General features: G+C 72.0%; 21 protein-coding genes. 8 read left to right on the forward strand and 13 right to left on the reverse strand.

Annotated features, from left to right (window positions below; translation table 11 throughout):
• Nucleotides 1-10 precede the first annotated feature (10 nt).
• Nucleotides 11-1,906, reverse strand: coding sequence for an MFS transporter (locus ABZ135_RS18635; RefSeq protein WP_356696998.1), 1,896 nt, complete (start codon nucleotides 1,904-1,906; stop codon nucleotides 11-13).
• A 97-nt stretch (nucleotides 1,907-2,003) separates the two neighbouring features.
• On the reverse strand, nucleotides 2,004-4,367 hold the full coding sequence (locus ABZ135_RS18640; protein WP_356697000.1) for a D-alanyl-D-alanine carboxypeptidase: 2,364 nt from the start codon (nucleotides 4,365-4,367) through the stop codon (nucleotides 2,004-2,006).
• Between the two features lie 162 nt (nucleotides 4,368-4,529).
• Between ABZ135_RS18640 and ABZ135_RS18645 the strand changes: the two genes are divergently transcribed.
• The 4 genes from ABZ135_RS18645 (at nucleotide 4,530) to ABZ135_RS18660 (ending at nucleotide 8,596) form a co-directional block, all read left to right on the forward strand.
• Entirely contained in the window at nucleotides 4,530-5,234 is a 705-nt protein-coding gene (locus ABZ135_RS18645) for a GPP34 family phosphoprotein (RefSeq protein WP_356697002.1), read from the forward strand.
• Between the two features lie 217 nt (nucleotides 5,235-5,451).
• Nucleotides 5,452-6,315, forward strand: a complete 864-nt coding sequence (locus tag ABZ135_RS18650; protein WP_356697004.1) for a helix-turn-helix transcriptional regulator — start codon at nucleotides 5,452-5,454, stop codon at nucleotides 6,313-6,315.
• A gap of 222 nt (nucleotides 6,316-6,537) precedes the next feature.
• Nucleotides 6,538-6,738 (forward strand): DUF397 domain-containing protein, encoded by a 201-nt coding sequence (locus tag ABZ135_RS18655; RefSeq protein ID WP_356697006.1) that lies wholly within the window; start codon nucleotides 6,538-6,540, stop codon nucleotides 6,736-6,738.
• Between the two features lie 313 nt (nucleotides 6,739-7,051).
• Nucleotides 7,052-8,596 (forward strand): sodium:solute symporter family protein, encoded by a 1,545-nt coding sequence (locus ABZ135_RS18660; protein ID WP_356697008.1) that lies wholly within the window; start codon nucleotides 7,052-7,054, stop codon nucleotides 8,594-8,596.
• Here ABZ135_RS18660 and ABZ135_RS18665 read toward each other — a convergent pair.
• From ABZ135_RS18665 to ABZ135_RS18675, 3 genes are all read right to left on the reverse strand, one after another.
• Complete coding sequence (locus ABZ135_RS18665; RefSeq protein WP_356697010.1) at nucleotides 8,581-9,705, reverse strand: ADP-ribosylglycohydrolase family protein; 1,125 nt, start codon at nucleotides 9,703-9,705, stop codon at nucleotides 8,581-8,583. The genes ABZ135_RS18660 and ABZ135_RS18665 overlap by 16 nt on opposite strands.
• Before the next feature lie 143 nt (nucleotides 9,706-9,848).
• Nucleotides 9,849-12,452, reverse strand: coding sequence for a bifunctional FO biosynthesis protein CofGH (locus tag ABZ135_RS18670; protein ID WP_356697012.1), 2,604 nt, complete (start codon nucleotides 12,450-12,452; stop codon nucleotides 9,849-9,851).
• Nucleotides 12,453-12,472: 20 nt separating this feature from the next.
• Nucleotides 12,473-13,309 (reverse strand): LLM class F420-dependent oxidoreductase, encoded by an 837-nt coding sequence (locus tag ABZ135_RS18675; protein ID WP_356697014.1) that lies wholly within the window; start codon nucleotides 13,307-13,309, stop codon nucleotides 12,473-12,475.
• Nucleotides 13,310-13,424: 115 nt separating this feature from the next.
• Between ABZ135_RS18675 and ABZ135_RS18680 the strand changes: the two genes are divergently transcribed.
• Nucleotides 13,425-14,192 (forward strand): GNAT family N-acetyltransferase, encoded by a 768-nt coding sequence (locus ABZ135_RS18680; protein WP_356697015.1) that lies wholly within the window; start codon nucleotides 13,425-13,427, stop codon nucleotides 14,190-14,192.
• Here ABZ135_RS18680 and ABZ135_RS18685 read toward each other — a convergent pair.
• On the reverse strand, nucleotides 14,179-14,664 hold the full coding sequence (locus ABZ135_RS18685; protein WP_356697017.1) for a GNAT family N-acetyltransferase: 486 nt from the start codon (nucleotides 14,662-14,664) through the stop codon (nucleotides 14,179-14,181). The genes ABZ135_RS18680 and ABZ135_RS18685 overlap by 14 nt on opposite strands.
• 58 nt (nucleotides 14,665-14,722) lie before the next feature.
• On the opposite strand from ABZ135_RS18685, the gene ABZ135_RS18690 reads away from it, so the two are divergent.
• On the forward strand, nucleotides 14,723-14,941 hold the full coding sequence (locus tag ABZ135_RS18690; protein WP_356697019.1) for a hypothetical protein: 219 nt from the start codon (nucleotides 14,723-14,725) through the stop codon (nucleotides 14,939-14,941).
• Nucleotides 14,942-15,028: 87 nt separating this feature from the next.
• Here the strand turns inward: ABZ135_RS18690 and ABZ135_RS18695 are convergent, their stop codons facing one another.
• The 6 genes from ABZ135_RS18695 to ABZ135_RS18720 form a co-directional block, all read right to left on the reverse strand.
• The gene (locus ABZ135_RS18695; RefSeq protein WP_356697020.1) at nucleotides 15,029-16,591 is read right to left on the reverse strand and encodes an APC family permease; all 1,563 of its coding nucleotides are present in this window, start codon (nucleotides 16,589-16,591) and stop codon (nucleotides 15,029-15,031) included.
• A 251-nt stretch (nucleotides 16,592-16,842) separates the two neighbouring features.
• Nucleotides 16,843-18,315 (reverse strand): aldehyde dehydrogenase family protein, encoded by a 1,473-nt coding sequence (locus tag ABZ135_RS18700; RefSeq protein ID WP_356697022.1) that lies wholly within the window; start codon nucleotides 18,313-18,315, stop codon nucleotides 16,843-16,845.
• Nucleotides 18,312-20,039: a D-aminoacylase gene (locus ABZ135_RS18705; protein WP_356697024.1), complete on the reverse strand. Its 1,728-nt coding sequence runs from the start codon at nucleotides 20,037-20,039 to the stop codon at nucleotides 18,312-18,314. Before ABZ135_RS18705 ends, ABZ135_RS18700 begins: the two co-directional genes overlap by 4 nt.
• Nucleotides 20,040-20,171: 132 nt before the next feature.
• The gene (locus ABZ135_RS18710; protein ID WP_356697026.1) at nucleotides 20,172-21,296 is read right to left on the reverse strand and encodes an LLM class flavin-dependent oxidoreductase; all 1,125 of its coding nucleotides are present in this window, start codon (nucleotides 21,294-21,296) and stop codon (nucleotides 20,172-20,174) included.
• A 98-nt stretch (nucleotides 21,297-21,394) separates the two neighbouring features.
• The gene (locus tag ABZ135_RS18715) at nucleotides 21,395-22,156 is read right to left on the reverse strand and encodes a glucose 1-dehydrogenase (protein WP_356697028.1); all 762 of its coding nucleotides are present in this window, start codon (nucleotides 22,154-22,156) and stop codon (nucleotides 21,395-21,397) included.
• Nucleotides 22,157-22,173: 17 nt separating this feature from the next.
• Nucleotides 22,174-23,091 (reverse strand): LLM class F420-dependent oxidoreductase, encoded by a 918-nt coding sequence (locus tag ABZ135_RS18720; protein WP_356697030.1) that lies wholly within the window; start codon nucleotides 23,089-23,091, stop codon nucleotides 22,174-22,176.
• Between the two features lie 196 nt (nucleotides 23,092-23,287).
• On the opposite strand from ABZ135_RS18720, the gene ABZ135_RS18725 reads away from it, so the two are divergent.
• Both ABZ135_RS18725 and ABZ135_RS18730 read left to right on the forward strand, forming a co-directional pair.
• Nucleotides 23,288-23,509: a type II toxin-antitoxin system VapB family antitoxin gene (locus ABZ135_RS18725; RefSeq protein ID WP_356697032.1), complete on the forward strand. Its 222-nt coding sequence runs from the start codon at nucleotides 23,288-23,290 to the stop codon at nucleotides 23,507-23,509.
• On the forward strand, nucleotides 23,506-23,919 hold the full coding sequence (locus ABZ135_RS18730; RefSeq protein WP_356697034.1) for a PIN domain-containing protein: 414 nt from the start codon (nucleotides 23,506-23,508) through the stop codon (nucleotides 23,917-23,919). Before ABZ135_RS18725 ends, ABZ135_RS18730 begins: the two co-directional genes overlap by 4 nt.
• A gap of 75 nt (nucleotides 23,920-23,994) precedes the next feature.
• Here ABZ135_RS18730 and ABZ135_RS18735 read toward each other — a convergent pair whose 3' ends face one another.
• The gene (locus ABZ135_RS18735; RefSeq protein ID WP_356697036.1) at nucleotides 23,995-25,212 is read right to left on the reverse strand and encodes an amidohydrolase family protein; all 1,218 of its coding nucleotides are present in this window, start codon (nucleotides 25,210-25,212) and stop codon (nucleotides 23,995-23,997) included.
• Nucleotides 25,213-25,294 lie beyond the last annotated feature (82 nt).

Genomic DNA, 25,294 nt, shown 5'->3' on the forward strand with positions numbered 1-25,294 from the left:
CCCCCGCCCGTCAGCGGAGCTCCTCCGGGCAGGTCGTGCCGCGGGGGAAGAGTTTGTAGGGGGCGGCCAGGCGGTAGGTGCCGGGTTTGGGGGCGAGGAGTTCGGTCCATTCGTCGCCCTCCGCGTCCGGCTCGGCCTTCAGGAGGCAGCCGTGGAGGTTGGCGAAGACCTTCGGGAGCTCCGTCTCGGCCGCCTCGCGGGCCTTCTTCGACGCCTCCGTCTCCTGCGGGGGCTCGATCTTGCCGCCGTGCTCGTCGAGGAGGGCCAGCCACGGGGAGTAGGGGACGCGGATCCGGACGCGGCCGGGGGCGTCCAGGCGGATGACGACCTCGTTGGCCTCGGCGCGCTGGACCTCGGCGGGCGGGTCGGCGAGGGGGGTCGGGTTCGTCACCTCGAAGAGGCGCCAGTTCGCGTCCGACCAGACCTGCTTCAGATACGGCAGGCCGTCCTCCACCAGCTCCGCCTCCCGCTCCGCGCCCGAGTCCGGGGCGCCGGTCGGCAGGACCACGTAGTGGACCGCCCAGCGGCCGAGCCAGTCGTGATAGTTCGCGGCGTTCAGGGTGTCGTCGTAGAAGAGCGGGTTGCGCTCCATGTCCGCCTGCCGGTTCCAGCCGCGGGCGAGGTTGATGTACGGCGCGAGCGCGGAGGACTCGCGGTGGCTGGAGGCCGGGACGACCTCGACCCGGGCCTTCTCGGCGCCGCGCACCTGGAGCTGGTTGATCAGCGGGGCGACCTCGCGGGCCCAGGAGGCGTCCGGGGCGGTACGGATCACGTCGTCGACGCCCTTGAAGCCGATCCAGACGTTCAGACCGACGAAGGCCAGTACCACCGCGTACCAGCGGCGCGAGCGCGGGCGGGCGTAGGGCAGGGCCGCCAGGAGGACGACCCCGGCGAAGAGCATCACCAGCCGGCTGACGTTTGAGCCGATCTGGGAGTCGACCATCCAGGTGAGCAGCGTGCCGGCCGCGTAGACCGCCGCCGCCGTGCGGACCGTGCGCCACTCCCTCGGGACGAGGACCAGGACCAGGACGCCGAAGAGGAACGGCAGCGAGGTCGACATCAGCGACATCGGCTGCGTACCGGAGAAGGGGAACAGCCACGCCGACAGCGCCACCACCGCGACCGGGGCGAGGCCGAGGGCGTACGCGCCCGGCCGCCGCTTGTTGAGGAAGAGCGCCGCCGCGACCACCCCCAGGAACAGCCCGGCGACCGGACTGCACGCGGTCGCGACACCGGCCAGCGGGGCCGCGACGGCCGCCTTCGCCCAGCGCCGGTACCGCCAGCGGTGCGGCCAGCAGAACACGGCCGCGACCGCCCCGAGCGCGAACATCATGCCGAGGCCGAAGGTGACCCGCCCCGACAGCGCGTTGCACAGGAACGCGAAGACGCCGGCGAGCGCGCACGCCATCGGATTGCGCACCGCCCGCACCCGCACCAGGATCAGCGCCGTCAGACCGGCCGAGACCGTCCCGGCGATCATCATCGTCGAGCGGACCCCGATCAGGGACATGACGTACGGGGACACCACGCTGTACGAGACCGGGTGCATCCCCCCGTACCACGCGAGGTTGTACGCCGAGTCCGGATGCCGCCCGACGAACTCCGCCCACGCGTCCTGCGCCGCCAGATCGCCGCCGCTGTTCGCGAAGAGGAAGAACCACAGGACGTGGGTGAGCGCCGCCACGCCGGTCGCGACGAGCACCGGAACGCGACGCCTCCGCCGCCGGGGACGGGCCGGAACGGCCTGTTCCGCCGAGAGGCGGGGAGCCGGAAGTTCTATTCGCGAAGGCGAAGACGACGATGACGGCGAGGGTGACGAAGAGTCCATGGGTACGGCCTCGGGTACGGCCTCGGATGCGGGCTCCGGTGGAGACGCGGCGGCGCGTGTCGGCTCGGCGGTGGTCAACTGCGGCCCTTTCCGTGCGCCCTCGACTGCCCTTCCCTCGTCCCTGTCGGAACGCTAACAGCTAGGCGCCCGGGGGGCCCCCGGGCGCCTGTCCGGATCAGCCCAGTCGGGTCAGCTTCTTGTCGAGACCGGGCTCCGCCAGGTCCTTCTGGAGCGCCACCGGGGCGCTGACCCGGCCGGTGCCGGTGCCGATCGACACCTGGCCGACCACGTCCCCGGCCTTGCCGGTGTGCGGGAGGGCCTTGCCGCCGTCGCCGAGCCGCAGGTCCACCTTCAGGCCCGGCCAGCCGACCGCCTTGAGGTCCTTGGTCGCCACGACCGGCAACCGGCCGCCGAGGCCGTCGTCGATGTAGCCGACCACCTGGCCCTTCCTGACCACGGCGGCGGAGGTGACGTCGCCCTGCGCCTTCTGGATGATCTTGAGGCTGTTCTGGATGGCCAGCTCCAGCTTCTGCCAGAGCTCAGGGGCGTCCTTGGCACCCATCACGATGCCGAGGATGCGGCGCTTCTCGCCGTCGACGACCGTGTTCGCCGCCCAGAGCAGGTTGCCGCCGGCCGGGGTGGAGGAGCCGGTCTTGATGCCGGTGACACCCGGCTCCAGCAGGATCGAGTTGTTGTTGATGATCTTGTTCGGGATGCCGTCGATCGTGATGTCCGGCGTGTCGACGATCTGCCGGAACACGTCGTACTGCATGACCGCCTTCGCCAGCTTGAGCTGGTCGAGCGGCGTCGACACCGTCGTCGACAGGAGGCCGGACGGGTCGGTGTACGTCGAGTCCGTCATGCCGAGCTCCTTGGCGGCGGCGTTCATCTTGTCGACGAACGCGGCCTCCGTGCCCGCGTCCCAGCGGGCGAGCAGCCGGGCCACGTTGTTGCCCGACGGGATCATCAGGAGCTGGAGGAGCTCCTTCTGCGAGTACGTCTGCCCCTCCTTGATCTGGGCGGTCGACTCGTCCTTCGCCTTCGCCTGCTCACCGGCGATCTTGTCGACCGCGATCTCCGGACCCGTCTGCTTCCCCTTGATGGGGTGGTCGCGGAGGATCACGTACGCCGTCATGGTCTTCGCGACGCTCGCGATCGGGGCGGGCTTCTGCGGCCCGTACGTACCGAGCGAACCGACGCCCTCGACCTCGGCGGCGCCCTGGCCCTCGGACGGCCACGGCAGCTCCAGGCGGCCGCCCTCGAAGGTGTACGTGGGGGACGCGGACAGCACGAGCTTGGGCTCCGGCAGCGGCCGCACGACCTGTGCGACCGCAAAGACGATCAGGAGCAGCAGGACCAGCGGGGTCCAGATCTTCAGCCGCCGGACCGTGTTGCGCAGCGGCGTCTCCGGCGGCGGCGGGGTGTTCGTCAGCTCCGCCAGGATCTCCAGCGGCGGGCGGGGCGGCAGCGGCTGCTGTCTGGTCCGCTCGGGCTCGTCGAGAGACGGCGGTACGGGGCTCGCGGCGGCGGCCGCGGGCTGACGGGCCGGCTCGGGCGCGGGCGCCGCGGGCTGCGGCTTGGGCTGCTCCTGCGTGATGTCGCCCCGCAGCGGCCGGAAGGTGGACGGGGGCAGCTTCAGGGCGGTCGTCGGCTGGTCGACAGGCGGCGCGGCGGGCGCGGCGTTCTCGGCCGGCGCGGCGTTCTCGGCGGGCGCGGCGTTCTCGGCGGGCGCGGCCGGCGGCCTGATCGCCTTGAAGACGGCGGTCGGCTGGTCGACGGGCCGCGGCTCGGGCCGGGCCTCGGGCTCCTCGCCCTTCTCCGGCTCGGTGACGGCGTCCGGCTCCGGCTGCGGTTCGGTGACGGCCTCCGGCTTCGGCTGCGGTTCGGTGTCCGTCCGGGGCGCGGGCTCCGCCTCGGGCCCGGTCCCGGCCTCGGCGGGCTTGCGCGCGGCGAACCACGACGCGGCGCCCTCGGCACCCGCGCGGGGCTCCTCGCCGCGCTCCTCGCCGGTCGGCTCGGCGGACGCATCGCCTGACGGCTCGTCGTCCGACGGCTCGTCCGACGCCGTCTGGGCGACGGCCTCCGCCCCGGAGCTCGTCTCGGACTGCGTGCCGGACTCCGCCGCGTCCCCGGACGTCGACACCCACGCCGCCACGGCGTCCCGCAGGCGCTCGCCCTCGTCGCCGGCCGCGCCGTCGCCCGACGCCGCCTCAGCCGGCTCCTCGGCCGGCTCCTCGGCCGGCTCCTCGGCCGCCCCGGGCTTCGAGTCCGACTCCGGCCTCGACCCCGGCGCCTCCGCAACCGACGCGTCCTCGTCCACGTCCTCGTCCACGTCCTCCGTCACCGAAGGCCCGGACGCCGAAGGCTCGTCCTCCGGTGCCGTGCGCGGGGCCAGGGCCTTGAAGACGGCCGTCGGCTCGTCCACACGGTCCCGGAGAACGGACAGTCGCGGATCCTTGCCGTCGCCGCCGACCGCGCTCTCCCGCTGCTCCGCCTTGTCGGGGGACTCGCCCGCCACCGTGCCTCCTCCATCGCTCATGCGTACGTCCGAACCATCTACCAGTGTCCTGTGTGAACCCCTTGGCCCCCGTGCTAGACGAGAACGACATACCTACCGGTTCCCGTACGAACCACCCAGGCACTCTCGACAGATGAATGTGAGAGGGGTCACCCTGTCATTCATCCACGCGGGGAGGCATGGATGGGCAGGAGCCGCAGAACACTTCCGGAGGAGCTTCTGCTGCTCGCTCTGGACCCGGCCACGGGTACCACAGCGCAGCCGCAGTCGCTCGACCTGGGCCTCGCCGGAGCACAGCTAGTGGAGCTGGCTCTGGCGGGACGGATAGCCCCTGACGGGGATCGTATCGCCGTGGTGATGCCACGGCCGACCGGAGATCCGACTCTGGACTCCGCACTGGAACTGCTGCGCAGGCGCGGCAGCCCGGTTCGGGCCGTCCACTGGATCGGCGGGCCCCGACTGGGGCTTCGCCAGACGTATCTCTCGCATCTGGAGCGATGCGGCATGGTCCATGCCGTGGAGACCCAGATGTGCGGGGTGCTGCCGACGACGCGCTATCAGGCGACGGAGACGGCGATCAGCCGGGAGATCAGGGCCCGGCTGGACAGTGCGATCCGCACCGGCGTTCCGCCGGACCCGCGGACCGCGGCGCTCGCCGCGCTGGCCCACGCGGTCGGACTCGGCAAGCACCTGTACCCGGGCAACGAAGGACGGTCGTCGCGGTCCCGACTGCGCGACCTGATCCGGCACGACCCGATGGGCGGCCTCGTGGCGCACGCCGTGATGGACGTCCAGAACGGCGTGGGCGCCCAGCCCCGTCGTAACGCGGCGGCGGGCGGCGTACCGTCCCAGCCGCGCCGCGGGACCATGGCGCGCGCCGCCATGTGACGCGCCGGAACCCTCCGCACCACCCGCACGACCCGCACCATCAGCACCATCCCCCGGACCACCGGGAGCCGCATGCGTGTGCGGGGCGGCCGTCGTCACGGCCGTCCCGCACCCGTGCGTTGTGCTGATTTCCCAGCGCACACCACACCTTTGGTGGCAGTCTGCCAAGCAGTAGATACTCACAGCTACGCAGCCGACAGCCGGAGGTGCAGTTTCCGTGGCGTCCAGTGTCAACCCCACCGTCAGGCGACGCCGATTGGGCCAGGAGCTGCGTCGGCTCCGGGAGGCGAAGGGCATGACGGCCGAGCAGGTCGCCGACCGTCTGCTCGTCTCCCAGTCCAAGATCAGTCGCCTGGAGAACGGCCGTCGTTCGATCAGCCAGCGCGACGTCCGCGACCTGTGCGGGGTGTACGAGGTCGAGGACGACCGCGTGGTCGACTCGCTCATGCAGATGGCCAAGGACTCGCGCCAGCAGGGCTGGTGGCACGCCTTCGGCGACATCCCGTACAGCGTCTACATCGGTCTGGAGACCGACGCCGAGAGCCTGCGCGTGTACGAGCCACAGATCATCCCCGGTCTGCTGCAGACGCACGCGTACGCGGAGGCGGTGATCACCGGCGCGCTGCCCGAGTCGACGCCCGCCGACATCGACAAGCGGGTCACCGTGCGCACCCGCCGCCAGGACCGCATCAAGGACGAGGAGCGTCCGCTGCGGCTGTGGGCGGTCATCGACGAGGGCGCGCTGCGCCGGGTGGTCGGCGGCCGGCAGTTGATGGCGGAGCAGTTGGAGCACCTGGTCGAGCAGTCGCACCTGCCGCACGTGACGGTGCAGGTGCTGCCGTTCCACATGGGCGCCCATCCCGGCATCAGCGGGCATTACGCGATTCTGGAATTCCCGGACACGTCCGACTCCTCGGTGGTCTACATCGAGGGGGTGACGAGCGACCTGTATCTGGAGAAGGCGCAGGATGTCGCGAAGTACAGCGTGATGTACGAGCACTTGCGGGCGCAGGCGCTGAATGTGGAGGACACCCGGGACTTCCTCACGAGGATCGCGAAGGAGTACGCCGACGGAAAATAGGGGCGCGCCGGGCTGAATGCCGTCATTCGGCGGGAGCGCGGGGGAAGAGGCAGGTACGGTACACCCCCGCCTCGCTCCGGCGGAAGCGCACATGGAATATGCCATCCGGTCGGGTGAACGACGGTCCCGCGCGAGGGGGCCGGGCTTGTAGCGTCGATCACGCCAAGGCAAGACGTTGGCGCGACATCTACCGGCAGCACTGGCAGAACCGGAGTGAGAAACATGGCCATTATTCAGGGCGGTACGGACACCTGGACGAAGTCGTCGTATTCCGGCGGCAACGGAGCCTGCGTCGAAGTGAAGTCCCCCGTCGTGAACGCGATCGCGGTGCGCGACTCGAAGGCGCCCGAGGGTCCCGCCCTCTCTTTCGGACCGGGTTCGTGGAACGCGTTCGTGGGCGAGGTGAGCGCCGGGGCCCTGTGACCCCGCGCCCCCGCCCCCGCGCATCCCTCCCCGCGCGTCAAGGAATGAGCCCTCTCGACCGGTCCGCCGTCCTGGCCGAGGGGGCTCGGCCTTGCCCGGGGGCCGGCCTTGCCGGGGGACGCCGTGCCGAGGCCCTTCCGCGGGCCTCCACCGCACCCCACCCCATCCCCACCCATTCACAGATATGAACGAGGGTCAGTAAGTAGAACGATTTTACCTCCCCTTGACCCTTCTTCGCCTTGTCCCTGCCCGACAACTCCCCACACCATGAACCGCGTTCACAAGGCGGACCGGATCTCATGGAGGGGGCGCAATGAACAGTCTCGACTGGGCCGTGCTCATCGGCTACTTCGGCGTCATGGTCGCGATCGGCGTCTGGTCCCACAAGCGCGTGGACGACGTCTCCGACTTCTTCACCGCCGGCGGCCGCATGCCCTGGTGGCTCTCCGGCATCTCCCACCACATGTCCGGCTACAGCGCCGTGATGTTCACCGGATACGCCGGCATCGCCTACACCTACGGCGTCACCTCCTACGTCACCTGGTCCTTCCCCATCGCGATCGGCATCGCCGTCGGTGCCCACCTCTTCGCGCCCCGCCTCAACCGGCTCCGCTCCCGGCTGCACGTCGCCTCGCCCCTGGAGTACCTGAAGAACCGTTACAACCTGCCCACCCAGCAGGCCCTCGCGTGGTCCGGAGTGCTGCTGAAGATCGTGGACGTGGGCGCCAAGTGGGCCGCGATCGCCACCCTCCTGTCCGTCTTCACCGGGATCTCCCTCAACCAGGGCATCCTCATCACCGGGGTCATCACCGGCATCTACTGCACGGTCGGCGGCCTGTGGGCCGACGCGCTCACCGAACTCGGGCAGTTCGTCATCCAGTTCTTCGCCGGCATCGCCATGCTCGTCGCCGTGCTCGCCGAGCTCGGCGGGATCAGCGCGCTGTGGACCGTGTGGGACCGGCCCGAGCTCCAGGGGCACACGGCGCCGACCGCCGGCCCGTACACGCTGACCTTCCTCCTCGCGTACCTCTTCATCAAGACCTTCGAGTACAGCGGCGGCATGTGGAACCAGGCCCAGCGCTACATGGCCACCCCGACCGCCCGCGAGGCCACCCGCTCCGGCCGGCTCTCCGCCGTCCTGTGGTTCGTCTGGCCGCTGGTCCTCTTCTTCCCCATGTGGGTCGCGCCGCTGCTGGTCGACCCGAAGAAGCCGGACGCCTCCGACTCGTACGCCCTGATGACCGAACAGCTCCTGCCGCACGGACTGCTGGGCCTCGTCATCGTCGGCTTCTTCTCGCACACCATGGCCATGTGCTCCTCGGACGCCAACGCCATCGCGGCCGTCTTCACCCGGGACATCGCGCCCGTCCTCAGCAAGTCCGCCCGCACCTGGTCGCAGGCGGCCGGGCTGCTCGCCGCCCGCTGGTCGACGATCGCCTTCCTCGCCCTGTCCATGGCGGTCGCGACCCAGGTCAACTCGCCCACCTTCAAGGACATCATCACCGTCGTCATCAAGTGGGTCGCCGGACTCATGGGGCCGATCGCCATCCCGTTCATGCTGGGCCTGCTCCGCGCCTTCCGTAAGTCGGGCCCCACGGCGGCGCTCGTGTCCTGGGCGGCCGGACTCTTCGCCTTCTGGCTCACCAACTACGGCCTCGACGGCGTCGAGCTCCAGATCCAGATCGTCTCGCCGCTCGCCACCTCCCTGATCCTGTACGTCCTCATCGGCTACGTGAAGCCCGAGGCCACGCCGGAGCGGGACGCGATCCTCGACCGACTGCACAGCGACGACGGGAGCCCGGCCGCCGCGATCCCCGGCCAGTCGACGGACGAGCGGACCGGTCAGACCCTCGGATAGCGGGCCAGCCAGCCCGACGCCGAGTCCGCGACGCCGGGACCGTGCAGGGCGGCTCCCTGGGTCATCTCCATCGCGAAGTCGTCCGCGAGCTCCAGGACCGTGCCACGGCCCTCCAGATCGGCCACCCAGGCCGGCGGGAGGGCCGTCTCGCCGTGCATGACCCCGAGCAGCGCCCCGGTGAGGGCGCCGGTCGCCGCCGAGGGGCCGTCGTGGTTGACCGCGAGGCGCAGCCCGTGCCGGATGTCCTCGCCGACCAGGGCGCAGTACAAGGCCGCCGCCACCTGCCCGTCGGCCCGGTCCTCCCCCGCCCCGAGCGCCGTCACCCGCTCCGCGTCCGGCGTCCCCTGCCGTACGGCGGTCAGCGCGGCCTCCAGGGCCCCGGTCACCGGCGCGTGGCCGGGGCGCGGGGCCAGCAGCTCCACGGCCGTGCGGACCGCGCCGTCGACGCTGTCGCCGCGGGCCACGCCGTGCACGACCACGGCGAAGGCGCCGGCCGACAGATACGCGGCCGGGTCGCCGTGGGTCTGCGCCGCGCACTCCACGGCGAGCTGGCACACCAACTGCGGCTCCCAGCCGACGAGCAGTCCGAAGGGCGCCGAGCGCACCAGGGCGCCACTGTCCGCGGCCTGCGGATTCTTGGGGCGGTCCACGGTGCCGAGGACCGCGTCGCCGAGCCCGGTCAGACAGGCCCTGGCCGGGTCCCGGCGGGCGTACAGCCACTCCTCGCGGCCCAGCCAGCCCAGATCCGGCCGCCGCTCGTCCGGGCCCCAGTCGCGCTGGGTCGCCGCCCAGCGCAGGTGCGCCCGGTGGACGTCGGTGGGCGGGTGCCAGGCGCCGGTGTCGCGGCGGACGTGGGCGCGGATGAGGCCGTCGACGGTGAACAGCGACATCTGGGTCGCGGCGGTGACGGCGCCCCTGCGGCCGTGGGCGGGGACCGGTTCGGTCAGCCCCTCGGGCCCGTGGGCCGCCCGGAGCTCCTCCAGCGAGCGCCCGGCCGCCCCGGCGCCGAAGGCGTCGCCGACCGCCCCGCCGAGCAGGCAGCCCCGGACCCGGGCCCGGAAGTCCTGCTGCTCGGTGCGGCCCCACACGACCGCGGCTGTGGTGGTCACGACGTGCCCTCCCCCGGTCAGCAGCTTCTGGTCCAGCACTGTAATAGACCGGATGCGCTCGTTCGGGGGCCGGAACGTTATGCGTTCCGACGCCCTTCGGTCCGCTTTTGACCGCTCTGTGCCCGGGACTGATGAGTCCTGCCTCAGTCCTCCTGGAGGACCGGCAGCAGCTCCGGCAGGTGCCCGTCGGAGGCGCGGGCCGCGCGCTGCCGCTCCTCCGGCACCTCGCCGTACAGGGTCGTCCGCGGCCGCGCGGGCCGGCCGGCCGCCCCGGCGATGGCCTCCAGGTCACGGATGGAGCGGTACGAGCCGTAACTCGACCCGGCCATACGGGAGATGGTCTCCTCCATCAGCGTGCCGCCCAGGTCGTTGGCGCCCGAGCGGAGCATCTCGGCGGCGCCCTCCGCGCCCAGCTTGACCCAGCTCGTCTGGATGTTCGGGATGTACGGGTGGAGCAGCAGCCGGGCCATGGCGGTGACGGCCCGGTTGTCGCGCACGGTCGGGCCCGGCCGGGCGATGCCCGCGAGGTAGACGGGCGCGTTGGTGTGGATGAACGGCAGCGTCACGAACTCGGTGAAGCCACCCGTCTCCCGCTGGATGCGGGCCAGGGTCCGGAAGTGGCCGAGCCAGTGGCGGGGCTGGTCCACGTGCCCGTACATCATCGTGGAGCTGGAGCGGATGCCCAGCTCGTGCGCGGTGGTGATCACCTCGATCCAGGTGGCCGTGGGCAGCTTGCCCTTGGTGAGGACCCAGCGGACCTCGTCGTCGAGGATCTCGGCGGCCGTGCCGGGGATCGAGTCGAGCCCGGCCTCCTTGGCGGCGGTCAGCCACTCGCGGATCGAAAGGCCGGTGCGGGAGGCGCCGTTGACGACCTCCATCGGGGAGAAGGCGTGCACGTGCATGCCGGGCACGCGCTCCTTCACCGCCCGTGCGATGTCGAAGTAGGCGGTGCCGGGCAGGTCCGGGTGGATGCCGCCCTGCATGCAGACCTCGACGGCGCCGACGTCCCACGCCTGCCGGGCGCGGTCGGCGACCTGGTCGAGGGAGAGGGTGTAGGCGTCGGCGTCGGTGCGCCGCTGGGCGAAGGCGCAGAAGCGGCAGCCGGTGTAGCAGACGTTGGTGAAGTTGATGTTCCGCGTGACGATGTACGTCACCTCGTCGCCGTTCACCGACTTCCGCACGTCGTCGGCGATCCGGGTCAGCGCGTCCAGGGCCGGTCCGTCGGCGTGCAGCAGGGCGAGGGCCTGCGGATCGGTGAGCCGGGTCGGGTCGTCGGCGGCGACGGCCAGCGCCTCCCGCACGTCGGCGTCGATCCGCTCGGGCACCATGCCGGGCGCCGCGGCCTCGCGCAGCGCCTCCCAGTCGCCGTAGACGTGGTCGAAGTCCTCGCGGCGGTCGCCGGTGCGGCCGGTGGTGTCGATGGTGCGGTGCAGGTCGGTGCGGCCGGTGCCGCCCGCGGCGGCGAAGGTCTCGTCCGGCTCCTGCCAGGGCAGTCCGCGCACCGGCGCGTCCGGGTTCGCGAGGCCGGTCTCCGGGTCGGCGAGCGCGCGCACGTGCGGCAGCAGCCGCGGGTCGAGCCAGGGCTCGCCGCGGGTGACGAACTCCGGGTAGACGCAGAGCCGTTCGCGCAAGGTGAAGCCGGCGGCGGCGGACTTCTCGGCGAGCTCCTCGATCCGCGGCCAGGGCCGCTCCGGGTTGACGTGGTCGATGGTGAGCGGGGACACCCCGCCCCAGTCGTCGATGCCGGCGGCGATCAGCCGCCCGTACTCGGCGTCGACCAGGTTCGGCGGGGCCTGGAGGCAGGCGGCGGGCCCCATGATGAGCCGGGCCACCGCCACCGTCGCGACCAGGTCGTCCAGTTCGGCGTCCGGCATGCCGCGCATCGCCGTGTCGGGCTTGGCGCGGAAGTTCTGGATGATCAGCTCCTGGATGCCGTGGTAGGCGCGTGCGATCCGGCGCAGCGCGAACAGCGACTCGGCCCGCTCCTCGTAGGTCTCCCCGATGCCGAGGAGCAGCCCGGACGTGAAGGGCACGGAGGAGCGTCCCGCGTCCTCCAGGACCCGCAGCCGCACGGCCGGTTCCTTGTCGGGCGAGCCGTAGTGGGGCTGCCCGGGCTCCTCCCACAGCCGCCGCGAGGTCGTCTCCAGCATCATGCCCATGGAGGGGGCGACCGGCTTGAGCCGCTGGAAGTCCGTCCACGACATCACGCCGGGGTTGAGGTGCGGCAGCAGCCCGGTCTCCTCCAGGATGCGGATGGCCATGGCCCGTACGTACGCGAGGGTGTCGTCGTAGCCGTGCGCGTCCAGCCACTCGCGGGCCTCGGGCCAGCGGTCCTCGGGCTTGTCGCCGAGGGTGATCAGGGCTTCCTTGCAGCCGAGTTCGGCGCCCTTGCGGGCGATGTCGAGGACCTCGTCCGGCGACATGAACATCCCGTGGCCTTCGCGCCGCAGCTTCCCCGGCACGGTCGCGAAGGTGCAGTAGTGGCACTTGTCCCGGCACAGCCGGGTGAGCGGTATGAACACGCTCTTCGAGTACGTGATGATCCCGGGCCGTCCGGCCGCCGCGAGCCCCGCGTCGCGCACCCGGCCGGCCGTGGCCACCAGGTCGTCCAGGTCGGCCCCCCGGGCCTGCAGCAGCACGGCCGCCTCGGCGAGGTCGAGCGCGACCCCGTCCCTGGCCCGCTTGAGCGCGCGGCGCATGGCGTTCTCGGTGGGTGCGGGGGTCCGGGGTGCCTGCTGATCGGTCATGGACCGAGCATACGAGCGGGTCACAGGTACCGGGCGTGGTCGTCCAGCACGGTGAGGACCTCCCGTTCGTCGCCCGGCGGGAGCTGGAGCACGACCTCCTCGCAGCCCAGTTCCTCGTAGTGGGCGAGCTTTCCGGGGCTCGGCAGGACCGCGTACGGGACGACCTGGAGGGTCTTCGGATCGCGGCCGGCGCGCTCCCAGGTCTCGCGCAGAACGGGGATCGTCTCTGTCAGACCGCGGCCGCCGACGGGCATCCAGCCGTCGGCGTAGTCGGCGACGTGGGCGAAGAGCTTCGGCCCCGCGGCGCCGCCGACGAGGGTGCGGGGGGCGCCGCCGGCGACGGGCTTCGGCCAGGCGTGGGAGGCGCGGACGGCGAGACCCGAGCTCTCGCCCTCGTACGCGGTGGGTTCGGCGGCCCACAGGGCGCGCATCAGGTGCACGGCCTCGCGGGTGCGGGCCCGGCGGGTGCCCCAGTCGACGCCGTGGTCGGCGGCCTCCTCCTTGTTCCAGCCGAAGCCGACGCCGAACGTGAAGCGTCCGCCGGAGAGGTGGTCGAGGGTCGCGATCCGCTTGGCGAGGGCGATCGGGTCGTGCTGGGCGACGAGCGTGACGCCGGTGCCCAGACCGAGCCGCTCGGTGACGGCCGCGGCCTGGCCGAGGGCCACGAAGGGGTCGAGCGTGCGTCCGTACTCGCGCGGCAGCGCGCCGCCCGCCGGATAGCCGGTGTCGCGGGAGACGGGGATGTGGGTGTGCTCGGGCAGATAGAGCCCGGCGAACCCCCGCTCCTCGAGCGCGCGGGCGAGCCGCACGGGGGTGATGGTCTCGTCGGTCAGGAAGATCGTGGTCGAGATCCGCATGGGGGCACGGTAGGGGCTGCGGCGTGGTTTTCCGAGAGCCGTGCGCCGCGCGCGGTTCCGGCGGTCCGCCGGAAATCCACCTGCGGCCGCCCTGCGCCGCCTCTACCGTGGCCGGGTGCTGAAGCGACTCGAGAGCTATTACGACGCCGTCCCCCGTTCCGCCGCCCGTGCCGAGGACTTCGGTGCGCTGACCCTCTTCGTGCGGGAGGGGGAGGGCTGGCCCTATTACGCGCGGCCGGCTCTCGGGCACACGGGGGCCGTCGGCGTCGAGGCGGTGGAGAAGGTGCGGGCGCGGCAGCGGGAGCTGGGGGTGCCGGAGGCGTTCGAGTGGGTCGCGGAGACCACGCCGGGGCTGCGGGCGGCGGTCGAGGCGAGCGGGCTCGTGGTGCGCGAGCATCCGCTGATGGTGCTGACCGAGGCCGCCGAGGAGCTGCCCGCGCCGCCGGAGGACGTCACGGTGCGGATGGTCGGCGCCGAGGACCCGGCCCTGGAGAGCGCGGTCGCCGCGCCGTACGCGGCCTTCGGGGCGGCCCCGGCGCCCGGCGCCGCCGCCCAGGTCGCCGCCCGCGTCGAGGCGGGCCTGACCCGCCTCGCGGCGGCCCTCGACCCCTCCGGCACGGCCCTCGCCGCCGGCCAGCACCAGCCGGTCGGCCCGGTCACCGAGATCGTCGGCGTCGGCACCCGCCCGGAGTCCCGCCGCCGGGGCCTCGGCCTCGCGGTCACGGCCGCCCTCGTCGCGGACGCCCGCGCCCGGGGCGCCGAGACGGTCTTCCTGACCGCCACGGACGAGACGGTGGCCCGCCTCTACGCCCGCCTGGGCTTCCGCACGATCGCGACGGCCCTGATCGCGGAGGCGGCGGAGCCGGCCGTCACGGAGAACTGACCGCCGCCGGGGCGGGCGGGCGCACCATGACCACGTCCACCGGGTCCTCGGACTCCACCCGGAACCCCTCCCGCTCGTAGAGGCGGCGGGCCGCGCTGCCCTGGAGGACGGTGAGGCGGACGGGGAGGCCCTCGGCGTCGGCGCGGGCGAGGAGGGTGCGCAGGACCGCCGTGCCGAGGCCGTGGCCCTGGGTGGCGGGGGTCAGGTAGAAGTGCTCCAGGTGGAGGCCCTCGCCCGTCCCGTCCGGGCGGAGGGTCACGCAGCCGGCGAAGCCGTCGTCGGTCTCGACGACCGAGGTGTACGCGGGGGAGAAGCCGTCCCGCAGGCGCCGGCGGACCCGGTGCGCGTCGTAGCGGCCGAGGCGTTCGAGGTCGGCGCGCAGGACCTCGGCCCGCAGCTCGGCGAGGGGCTCGACGTCCTCGGCCCGGCCGGGGCGCAGCGACCAGTTCGTCTCGGTGGGTGCGTACGGCATGGGGGCATCGTAGGGAGGGCGACGTAACCCCTCGCGGCCGGTCGGCGTTGGGTGCGGCATGAAGAAGATCCTCACCACCGCCGCCCTGACCTCTCTCGCCCTGGCGGGCGGGATCATCGCCACGGCGGGCACCGCCGCCGCCGAGAGCGCCGGCAACAGCCTGCCCCCGTCGCTGCCGCTGAGCGACCTGCTGGACCCCGCGGAGAAGCCGGCGCCGCCGGCGGAGATGCCGGCCGCCAACAGGCTGGTGGGGGGTCTGCTGCCGGGGCAGCACTGACGTCACGCATGGAGACGGCGAGGTGGCGGGACCCCCCACGGGCCCGCCACCTCGCCTTTTGCCGTCACCGGTTCGCCGGGGAGTCCATCAGTCCTCGACGACCAGCGACGGGGTCTCCTTGGTGAGCACCTCGCCGCGGAAGAAGGCGGGGCTGCGGCGCTGCATCACCAGCATGATGACCACGCCGAGGAGCAGCAGTCCGACTCCGATGACGAAGACGGAGCCGACGCCGAGGACGGCGGAGCCGGAGCCGTAGGCCGGGTCCCACATGTCGTAGAGCGTCTTGCCGAAGACGGCGGTCAGCATCAGGCCGCCGAGGAGCGGCATGAGGCCCTTGTAGGCGAAGTCGCGGCCGGAGCGGAAGAGCTCGGCGCGGAAGTACCAGACGCAGGCGAAGGCCGTCAGGGCGTAGTAGAAGCAGATCATCAGGCCGAGCGCGTAGATCGTGTCGACCAGGACGTTCTCGCTGACCAGGGTCATCACCGTGTAGAAGGCGCCGGTCGCGACACCGGCGACGACGGTGGCCTTGCCGGGGGTCTTGAAGACCGGGTGGACCTTGGTGAAGGACTTCGGCAGGGCCTCGTAGGTGGACATCGCGAGGACCGTGCGGGCGACCGGGATGAAGGTCGTCTGGAGGCTGGCGGCGGCGGAGGCGAGGACCGCGACGAAGAGCAGGATGCCGAGGGCGGGGCCCATGACGGGGCCGGCCAGGGCGGCGAAGACGTTGTCGGAGGTCTCCGGGTTGGCGAGGCCGAGGCCCTGGTCGCCGGAGCCGACGGCCATCTGGGCGGCGATGCCGGTGGCCAGGTAGGAGGCGACCAGGACGACCATGGCGATCAGCGCGGCGCGGCCGGGCGTCTTCTGGCTGCCGGTGGTCTCCTCGTTGGTCGCCATGCAGGCGTCCCAGCCCCAGTACATGAAGATCGACAGGGAGAGTCCGGCGGTGAACGCGGCGAAGGACTGCACCGCGAAGGGGTTCATCCAGGACCAGGAGAAGTCGACCGAGGTCTCGAAGGAGCCGGCCTTCGACAGCGCCATGGCCACGAAGAGGCCGAGGACGACGAGCTGGAGGCCGACGAGGGCGTACTGCACGCCCTTGGTGGCGGTCATGCCGCGGTAGCTGATGGCGGTGGCGACGGCGATCAGGGTGAGGCAGGTGAGGATGTGGACGGCCTTGTTCTCGTCCAGGGCGGCGACGGATTCGCTGCCGCTGATCTCACCGGCGAGCAGCCAGAAGTAGGAGGTCGCGACGCCCGCCAGGTTGGAGAGGACGATGATCGTCGCGATGACGAGGCCCCAGCCGCACATCCAGCCGATCTTGGGGCCGAATGCCTTCACCGTCCAGGTGAAGGAGGTGCCGCAGTCCGGCATCACCTTGTTGAGCTCGCGGTACGCGAACGCGACGAGGAGCATCGGCAGGAACCCGGCGAGGAACACCGCGGGCATCTGCAGGCCCACCTCGCCGGCCGTGGAGCCGAGCGTCGAGGTGAGGCAGTAAACGGGGGCGACAGTGGAGATGCCGATGACGGCACTGCCGAGGAGGCCCACGGAATTTCCGCCGAGGCCCTTGGTGCGTACTCCGTGACTGTCGCCCGGAGTGACGCCCCTTACCGTGTCTCCGGCCTGGGGCCGTGCATCCACCTGAGTCATGAACAGGACGTTAAGTGCTGCGGTTTCCACATCCGGAAGATCGAACTCCGCCGGGCCGGACGATCATTGCCTTTCATTGAGAGGTCAAACGCGGACGCTCACCAATGATTGAAAGATCGACGACCGCACGGGACCGACCAACCGGTAGGCGTCTCACCGACCGTCCGCTATGCGGGAACCGCAGCCATGCCCCAAATGTCCGTTTCCAAATTTTCCCGAGGAATTTTCGCGGACGCCTCCGGACCGCCTTTTCACCCCGGCCAGACCACAGCCTGTAGCTCGCTGTACGCGTGCAGTGCGTACGAGCCCACATCCCGGCCCACACCGCTCTTCTTGAAGCCGCCGAACGGTGCCTCCATGTTCCGGCCGACGGTGTTCACCCCGACTCCGCCGGCCCGCAGCCGCCCCGCGATACGAAATGCGCGGGCCACGTCCTCCGACCACACGTAGTCGATCAGGCCGTAGTCGCTGTCGTTGGCCAGCGCGACGCCCTCCTCCTCGTCGTCGAAGGGCACCACCACGACCACCGGCCCGAAGATCTCCTCCCGCACCACCCGCATCCCGGGCGCGCAGTCCGCGAGCAGCGTCGGCGCCACGTAGAAACCGCGCCCGTCGCCGACCACCGGCCGCTCGCCCCCCACGACCACCCGCGCGCCCTCCTTGCGGCCGAGCTCCACATAGGACTCCACCCGGTCGCGGTGGGCCGCCGAGATCACCGGCCCGACCACCGTGCCGGGCGCCGCCGGATCCCCCACCGGCAGCCGCCCGGCGTACGCGGCGAGCCCGGCGACCAGCCGGTCGTGGATCCCGCGCTGGGCCAGCACCCGGGTCGGCGCCGTACAGATCTGCCCGCTGTAGAAGGAGAACGTCGTCCCGATCCCCGTCACCGCCGAGTCCAGGTCCGCGTCGTCGAGGACGAGGGCCGCGCCCTTGCCGCCCAGCTCCATCAACTGCCGCTTCACCTGCCGGCCGCACACCTCGCCGATCGCCTGCCCGACGGCCGTGGAGCCGGTGAAGGACACCATGTCGACCGCCGGCGAGTCCACGGCCGCCTCGCCCACGGCGGGCGCGGAGCCGGTGACCACGTTCACCACCCCGGCCGGCACCCCGGCCTCCGCGAGGGCCCGGGTCAGCGCGTACACGGACAGCGGGTCCTGCGGGGCGGGCTTCACCACGACCGTGTTGCCCATCGCGAGCGCCGGCGCGATCTTGCCGGCCGGATTCGCCCAGGGGTTGTTGTACGAGGTGATGCAGGCGACCACGCCCACCGGGCGCCGTACCGCCACCGCGCCGAAGACCCCGGCCCGCCCCATGGGACCGGCCTCGTTGATCTGCGGCGGCAGGGCCTGCTCGACCGGCTCCAGGGCGCCCCGGGCGTAGCGCCGGAAGCGGGAGACGCCGACGGCGACCTGCATCCCGCGGGCGGTCCCCGTGGTCGCGCCGGTCTCGGCCCGGGCCAGCAGGGTGTTGGCCCCGGCGTCGCGGGCCATGAGGCCGGCGGCCCGGTCCAGGAGCGCGGCCCGCTCCTCCGGTTTCGTACGGGACCAGGTCGCGAAGGCCGCGCGGGCCGCCTCGGCCGCCTCGTACACCTGGGCGCGGGACGCCTCGGGGGCGAGGCCGACGACCTCCTCGGTGGCGGGGTTCACCACCTCGTAGTGCCCGCCGTCGGGCTCGACCCACTCCCCTCCTATGTAGAGCCGCTCGGTCCTCGGCTCGTGCGTCATCGGGTGCTCACCGTCCTCGTGTCGCGGCCCGAGCGCAGCACCCGGCCCGGGATCGCCCCGGTCACCTCGTCGTCCCGGACCGTCTCCACCCCGTTGACCCGCACCGACACGATCCCGGTGGCGCGCGAGTCCAGGCGCGGGCCGGCGCCGGGCAGGTCGTGCACCAGGGTCGCCGGGCCCGCGTCGATCCGCCCGGGGTCGAAGAGGACCAGGTCGGCGTGGTGGCCCTCGGCGATCCGGCCGCGCCCGCGCAGCCCGAAGAGCCGCGCCGGGTCGTCGCTCAGCATCTTCACGGCCTGCTCCAGCGGCACCAGCTTCCGGCCGCGCAGACAGTCGCCGAGGAAGCGGGTGGTGTACGGCGCCCCGCACATCCGGTCCAGGTGGGCGCCCGCGTCGGAGCCGCCGAGCAGGACGTCCTCGTGCTGCCAGGTCTCGGCGCGCAGCGCCCAGCTCGCCGGGTCGTTGTCGGTGGGCATCGGCCACAGGACGGTGCGCAGGTCGTCGTTGGCGCAGATCTCGACGAGGCACTGGAAGGGGTCCTGGCCGCGTTCGGCGGCGATGTCCTTCACGACCCGGCCGGTCAGGCCCGCGTTCTCGCGGCTGTAGGTGTCGCCGACGACGTAGCGGCCGAAGTCCGCGAGGCGCCGGAAGACGCCGGCCTCCTTGGAGTCGGCGCGGCGCAGCATCCCGGCCCGTACGGCGGGGTCGCGGAGCCGCGCGATCCGCTCGGGCACGGGGAGGGAGAGGACCTCGCCCCAGCCGGGGATGAGGTTGAGGGCGCAGAAGGTGCCGAGCGACATGTTCATGGGGGTGAGGATCGGCATGGTGAGGGCGACGATCCGGCCGCCGGACCCGCGGGCCCGCTCGGAGGCGAGGAGCTGGCGCGGGACGCGTTCGGGGACGGCGGCGTCGATGGTCAGCACGTTCCAGTTGAGGGGCCGCCCGGCGGCGGCCGTCATCTCGACGAAGAGGTCGATCTCGGCGTCGGAGAACCGGTCGAGGCAGCCGGCCAGGATCGCCTCGATCTGGGTGCCCTCGTGCTCGCCGACGGCCCGGGAGAGCGCGATCAGCTCGGCGGGGGCCGCGTGCCGGGAGGCGACGGGGGCGCCGTCGCCGTCGGAGTGGGTGGACGACTGGGTGGTGGACAGGCCCCAGGCGCCGGCGTCCATGGCCTCCTTCAGCAGGCCGACCATCGTGTCCAACTGCTCCGGGGTGGGCTGCCCGCCGACGGCGTCCGGGCCCATCACGTACCGCCGCAGGGCGCAGTGGCCGACCATGAAACCGGCGTTGACCGCGATCCGCCCGTCCAGGGCGTCGAGATACTCCCCGAACGACGACCAGCTCCAGTCGACGCCCTCCTCCAGGGCCTTCAGGGACATGCCCTCGACCTTGGACATCATGCGGCGGGTGTAGTCGGCGTCCTCGGGCCGGCCGGGGTGCAGCGGGGCGAGGGTGAAGCCGCAGTTGCCGCCGGCGACGGTGGTGACGCCGTGGTTCATGGAGGGTGTGGCGTACGGGTCCCAGAACAACTGGGCGTCGTAGTGGGTGTGCGGGTCGACGAAGCCGGGCGCGAGGACGAGACCGCCGGCGTCCTCGCGGGTGCGGGCCTCCTCGCCGGCGGTGGCGAGGACGATCCGCCCGTCGCGTATCCCGACGTCGGCGGTGAAGGCGGGGGCGCCGGTGCCGTCCACGACGGTGGCGCCCGTGATGAGGTGGTCGAGCATGGCGATCCCTTTCGCAGGTTCCGGGGTGGGGGCACGGGTGCGCCCCGGCCGGGGGCGCCGCGGAACGGCCGCCGGCCGGGGCGGTACGGGGCGGCGGTCCGGGAAGACACCGCTCCGCGCTGGGTGGGCCCGTCAGGAGCCGGCGGACTGCCGGAAGCGGGTCGTGCGGTGGACCGGGTCGGTGTCGATCTCCGGGATCACGTGCTCGCCGATCAGCCTGATCGTGTTCATCGTGTCCTCGTACGAGATCCCGATCGGCAGCCCGAAGGACAACTGGTCGGCACCGGCCCGCTCCCAGCGCTTGCACTGGGCCAGGACCTCCGACGGGTCGCCGCAGATCATCAGTTCCTCCTGGATGAGGAGCTCGATGATCTCGGCCGAGTACGCGGGCAGCAGCTCGGGCCACTCCGGGATGCCCTCGGGCCGGGGGAAGGTGTCGTGGTAGCGGAAGAGCAGCGACTGGAGGTAGTTGAGGCCGCCGCCGACGGCGATCTCGACGGCCTTCTCGTGGGTCTCGGCGCAGATCGCGGTCGAGGTGACCATCACGTTGTCGTTGACGAAGTCGCCGACCGCCCGGGCCTCCTTGATCGCGGTCTTGTACGACTCGACGACCCACTCCATGTCGGAGACCTTCTGCACGCTGAAGCCGAGGACCCCGAGCCCCATGCGGCCCGCCATGGCGTACGAGCTCGGGGAGCCGGCGGCGTACCACATGGCCGGGTGGGACTTCCCGTACGGCTTGGGCAGGACCTTGCGGGGCGGGAGGGACCAGTGCTTGCCCTGGAAGCCGGCGTACTCGTCCTGGAGCCACATCTTGGGGAACTCGGCGATCGTCTCCTCCCAGATCTCCTTGGTGTGGTTCATGTCGGTGATGCCCGGCATGAACCCGAGGATCTCGTGGGAGCCCGCGCCGCGCCCCGACCCGAACTCGAAGCGGCCGCCGGAGAGGTGGTCGAGCATGGCGACCTTCTCGGCGACCTTGACCGGGTGGTTGACGGGGGCGAGCGGGTTGAAGATGCCGGAGCCGAGGTGGATGCGCTCGGTGGCGTGGGCGAGGTACCCGAGGAAGACGTCGTTGGCGGAGAGGTGGGAGTACTCCTCCAGGAAGTGGTGCTCGGAGGCCCAGGCGTACTTGAACCCGGACCGGTCGGCCTGGATGACGTACTCGGTCTCCTCCATGAGCGCCTTGTGCTCGGCTTCGGGATCGGTCTCGGCGCGCTTGCCGACGTATCCCTGTACGAAGATCCCGAATTCCAAGGAAGTTCACCGCCCTCGTGGTTTCTGACGCATCGTCAGATTCTCGATGTGCCCGACTGTCGCACCGCCGCCGGAACGCGTCAAGAGATGACGATGCGTCAGAAGAGGCTGACGCCGGCCAGCCATCCGCCGTCGATCACGAACGGCTGCCCGGTGATGTAGGCGGAGTCGTCGCCGGTCAGGAAGAGCGCGAGCGCCGCGACCTCCTCCGGCCGCCCGATCCGCCCCAGCGGCACGCGCGTGCGGTACAGCTCGGCCGTCGCCTCCGGGTCCACGCCCTCCGGGTTGCTCATCGGGGTGTCGACGGCGCCCGGGCAGACCGCGTTGACCCGGATCCCCTTCCCGGCCAGCTCCAGGGCCGCGACCCGGGTCAGCCCGAGGACCGCGTGCTTGGTGGCGGCGTAGGCGCCCACGCCGGCCATGCCCGTCAGGCCCGTGTACGAGGCGGTGTTGACGATCGTCCCGCCGCCGGCCGCCTCGATCTCCGGCGCGACGGTCCTGATGCCCAGGAAGCAGCCGACCTGGTTGACCTGGACGATCGCCTGGAACTCGTCCAGCGGTGTCGACACCAGCTCGTTGAAGCGCAGGATGCCGGCGTTGTTGACCAGGCCGTCGATCCGCCCGAACCGCTCCTTGGCGGCGGCCACGGCGGCCGCCCAGTCCCGCTCGCTGGTCACGTCGAGGTGGACGTACGCGGCCCGCTCCTCGCCCAGCTCCTTCGCCAGCGCCTCGCCGGGACCGTCCAGCACGTCCCCGAGGACGACCCGCGCCCCCTCCGCGGCGAAGAGCCGCGCCTCCTGCTCGCCCTGCCCGCGCGCCGCGCCCGTGATGACGACGACCCGCCCGTCCAGCTTGCCCATGTCCGTACTCCTCGCCGCTAGAGGTGGGGTGCGACCTCGGCCGCGAAGGCGGCCATCTGGTCGGTGAGTTCGGTACGGCTCCGGGAGCGGAACCGCACCTGGATCTGGTGCACGCCCATCTCCCCGTAGGCGCGCAGGGAGCTCGCGAGGGCCTCGGGCCCACCGGCGAGCGTGCGCCGCCCGACGTCCCACTTCGGCGCGCCGACGTACAGCGCCTCGGTGATCGCGCCGACGGTGACCGGCTCCTTGATCCCGGCCTCCTCGCGCAGCCGGCGCAGCCGCGCGATCCGTTCCGGGAGCCGGTCGCGCGGGTCGCCCTGCGGCAGCCAGCCGTCGCCCTTGAGCGCGGCCCGGCGCAGGGCGGCCGGTGACGAGCCGCCCACCCAGACCGGGACGCGGTCCTGGGCGGGCCGGGGCCGCTGGCCGAGGTCCCGGAAGGAGAAGCGCTCGCCGCTGTGCTCGGGGTACTCCTCGGGCCCGAGCGCCGCCCGCAGCGCGTCGATCGTCTCGTCGAGCACCCGGCCCCGCCCGGCGAAGTCGGCCCCCACCGCCTCGAACTCCTCCCGCACATGCCCGGCCCCGACCCCGAGGACCAGCCGGCCGCCGGAGAGATGATCGAGCGTCGCGTACGCCTTGGCCGTGACCAGCGGATGGCGCAGGCCCACGACGGCGACGTGCGAGAGCAGCCGGACCCGCTCGGTCGCGGCGGCCAGGAAGGAGAGCGTGGCCACCGGGTCGTACCAGACGGTGCTCATCGCCCCGGCCAGCCGCCGCGGGATGGCGACGTGGTCGCAGCAGGCGACGTAGTCGAAGCCGTGCGCGTCGGCCGCCCGCGCGACGGCGACCAGATCGGCGACCCCGGCCCCGGCCTCCCAGGACTCGGCGTAGAGGGTGCTCTGGGACTGGACGGGGAGCTGGATGCCGTAGACCACCATGGGGACCCCTCATGTCTGACGATCCGTCAGTTACGCGCTGCGGGGCCATGCTCGCCGCCGAGGGGCCCTCGGGCAAGGGGTACGACGGGGAGCGGGGCGGCCGGCACCGGCCTCCCCCTCAGGATCACAGCGCTCGCCGACCCGATGTTGGTGGCATATAATTCTTTGTACATTGCCAACATCGCGGAGGTGCGGCATGGCCGTGACCCAGATCGACATAGACGATGACGCACTGCAGCGCGCCATGACCCTGTCCAAGGCGCGGACCAAGAAGGAGGCCGTCAACCTGGCCCTCCGGTTCTACGCCGACCGGCAGGAGCGCGCGGCGCGCATCCACCGCCACTTCGAGCGCGCGGGCCACTGGGAGGCGGTCAAGGACGCCGAGCGCCGGCATCAGGCCGAGAAGGACAGTCGGTGATCTATCTCCTCGACACCTCCGGACTCGTCCGCATACTCGGCGACCGCCGTCTTCAGGCGGCCTGGTACGACGCCATCGACGCCGAGGCGATCGCCTCCTGCTACCCGCAGCGCACCGAGTTCCTGTACAGCGCCCGCGACGGTCGCGAGTACGACGAGATCGCGGAGATGTTCGCCGACCTGTACCCCGACGTGGCGGTACCCAAGAACGCGGGACGCTGGATCGGCTCCGTACAGCATCGGATGGCGAAGGCCGGGGAACACAGGAGCGCCTCGGCCGTCGACCTGATCATCGCCGCCACCGCGGCCCATCACGGGCTGACCGTGCTGCACGACGACGCCGACTACCGCACCCTCGCTCGCCACGCCCCGGACCTGAGCGAGCACAGCGTCCACGACGTCCTGCCGTAGGCGAGGCGGTCCACGACGTCCTGCCGTAGGCGAGGCGCGACCGCACCCCGGGAGGCCACAGGCCCGCGTCACCCGTCACGGCCGCCAGAGGCCGTCCTCGGTCAGACCGAGCAGCTCGATCGCGTTGCCGCGCACGATCCGCTCGACGACGTCCGGTGCGAGGTGGGCCATCTGGGCCTCGCCGACCTCGCGGGACGTGGGCCAGGTGGAGTCCGAGTGCGGGTAGTCCGTCTCGTAGAGCACGTTGCCCACCCCGATCGCGTCGAGGTTGCGCAGCCCGAAGGCGTCGTCGAAGAAGCAGCCGTAGACGTGCTCGGCGAAGAGCTCGGAGGGCGGGCGCAGTACCTTTTCGGCCACGCCGCCCCAGCCGCGGTTCTCCTCCCACACGACGTCGGCGCGCTCCAGGATGTACGGGATCCAGCCGATCTGCCCCTCGGCGTACATGATCCGCAGGTTCGGGAAGCGCTCGAAGGAGCCGCTCATCAGCCAGTCGACCATCGAGAAGCAGCAGTTGGCGAAGGTGATGGTGGAGCCGACGGCGGGCGGGGCGTCGGCGGAGGTGGAGGGCATCCGGCTGGAGGAGCCGATGTGCATGGCGATCACGGTGCCGGTCTCGTCGCAGGCGCGCAGGAACGGGTCCCAGTGGTCGGTGTGGACGGACGGGAGCCCGAGGTGCGGCGGGATCTCGGAGAAGGCGACGGCCCGCACGCCCCGGGCCGCGTTGCGGCGCACCTCGGCGGCGGCGAGCTCGGGATCCCACAGCGGGATGAGGGTCAGGGGGATGAGCCGGCCCCGCGCCTCGGGGCCGCACCACTCCTCGACCATCCAGTCGTTGTAGGCCCGCACGCCGAGGAGACCGAGTTCACGATCGGCGGCTTCGGTGAAGGTCTGTCCACAGAACCGGGGGAAGGTGGGGAAGCAGAGGGCCGACTGGACGTGGTTGACGTCCATGTCGGCGAGCCGCTCGGGCACCGAGTAGGAGCCGGGCCGCATCTGCTCGTAGGTGATGACCTCCAGGCGGATCTCGTCGCGGTCGTAGCCGACGGCGGTGTCGAGCCGGGTGAGGGGCCGGTGCAGGTCCTCGTAGACCCACCAGTCGCCGATGGGGCCTTCATCCCCCTTGGCACCCATCACGGGGGCGAACTTTCCGCCCAGAAAGGTCATTTCCTTCAGCGGCGCGCGGACGATCCGGGGTCCGGTGTCGCGATAGCGGGACGGGAGCCGGTCCTGCCAGACGTGCGGGGGCTCCACGGTGTGGTCGTCCACCGAGATGATCTTCGGGAAGCTCTCCATGCCGTTCACGGTAGCGCTGATCTGACGATCCGTCAGTAAACGGGGGTCGTCGGCCCTCGTGGAACCCTCCGCCGGCCCGTCT

Source organism: Streptomyces sp. NPDC006339, from assembly GCF_040612775.1.
Classification (GTDB): Bacteria; Actinomycetota; Actinomycetes; order Streptomycetales; family Streptomycetaceae; genus Streptomyces.

What these genes read in the sequence shown, in the direction of transcription:
- ABZ135_RS18725 (WP_356697032.1), top strand. Translation starts at nt 23,288, where the DNA reads ATGGCCGTGACCCAGATCGACATAGACGATGACGCACTGCAGCGCGCC.
- ABZ135_RS18690 (WP_356697019.1), top strand. Translation starts at nt 14,723, where the DNA reads ATGAAGAAGATCCTCACCACCGCCGCCCTGACCTCTCTCGCCCTGGCG.
- ABZ135_RS18655 (WP_356697006.1), top strand. Translation starts at nt 6,538, where the DNA reads ATGGCCATTATTCAGGGCGGTACGGACACCTGGACGAAGTCGTCGTAT.
- ABZ135_RS18640 (WP_356697000.1), bottom strand. Translation starts at nt 4,367, where the DNA reads ATGAGCGATGGAGGAGGCACGGTGGCGGGCGAGTCCCCCGACAAGGCG.
- ABZ135_RS18670 (WP_356697012.1), bottom strand. Translation starts at nt 12,452, where the DNA reads ATGACCGATCAGCAGGCACCCCGGACCCCCGCACCCACCGAGAACGCC.
- ABZ135_RS18660 (WP_356697008.1), top strand. Translation starts at nt 7,052, where the DNA reads ATGAACAGTCTCGACTGGGCCGTGCTCATCGGCTACTTCGGCGTCATG.
- ABZ135_RS18645 (WP_356697002.1), top strand. Translation starts at nt 4,530, where the DNA reads ATGGGCAGGAGCCGCAGAACACTTCCGGAGGAGCTTCTGCTGCTCGCT.
- ABZ135_RS18700 (WP_356697022.1), bottom strand. Translation starts at nt 18,315, where the DNA reads ATGACGCACGAGCCGAGGACCGAGCGGCTCTACATAGGAGGGGAGTGG.
- ABZ135_RS18735 (WP_356697036.1), bottom strand. Translation starts at nt 25,212, where the DNA reads ATGGAGAGCTTCCCGAAGATCATCTCGGTGGACGACCACACCGTGGAG.
- ABZ135_RS18695 (WP_356697020.1), bottom strand. Translation starts at nt 16,591, where the DNA reads ATGACTCAGGTGGATGCACGGCCCCAGGCCGGAGACACGGTAAGGGGC.
- ABZ135_RS18715 (WP_356697028.1), bottom strand. Translation starts at nt 22,156, where the DNA reads ATGGGCAAGCTGGACGGGCGGGTCGTCGTCATCACGGGCGCGGCGCGC.
- ABZ135_RS18720 (WP_356697030.1), bottom strand. Translation starts at nt 23,091, where the DNA reads ATGGTGGTCTACGGCATCCAGCTCCCCGTCCAGTCCCAGAGCACCCTC.
- ABZ135_RS18685 (WP_356697017.1), bottom strand. Translation starts at nt 14,664, where the DNA reads ATGCCGTACGCACCCACCGAGACGAACTGGTCGCTGCGCCCCGGCCGG.
- ABZ135_RS18675 (WP_356697014.1), bottom strand. Translation starts at nt 13,309, where the DNA reads ATGCGGATCTCGACCACGATCTTCCTGACCGACGAGACCATCACCCCC.
- ABZ135_RS18705 (WP_356697024.1), bottom strand. Translation starts at nt 20,039, where the DNA reads ATGCTCGACCACCTCATCACGGGCGCCACCGTCGTGGACGGCACCGGC.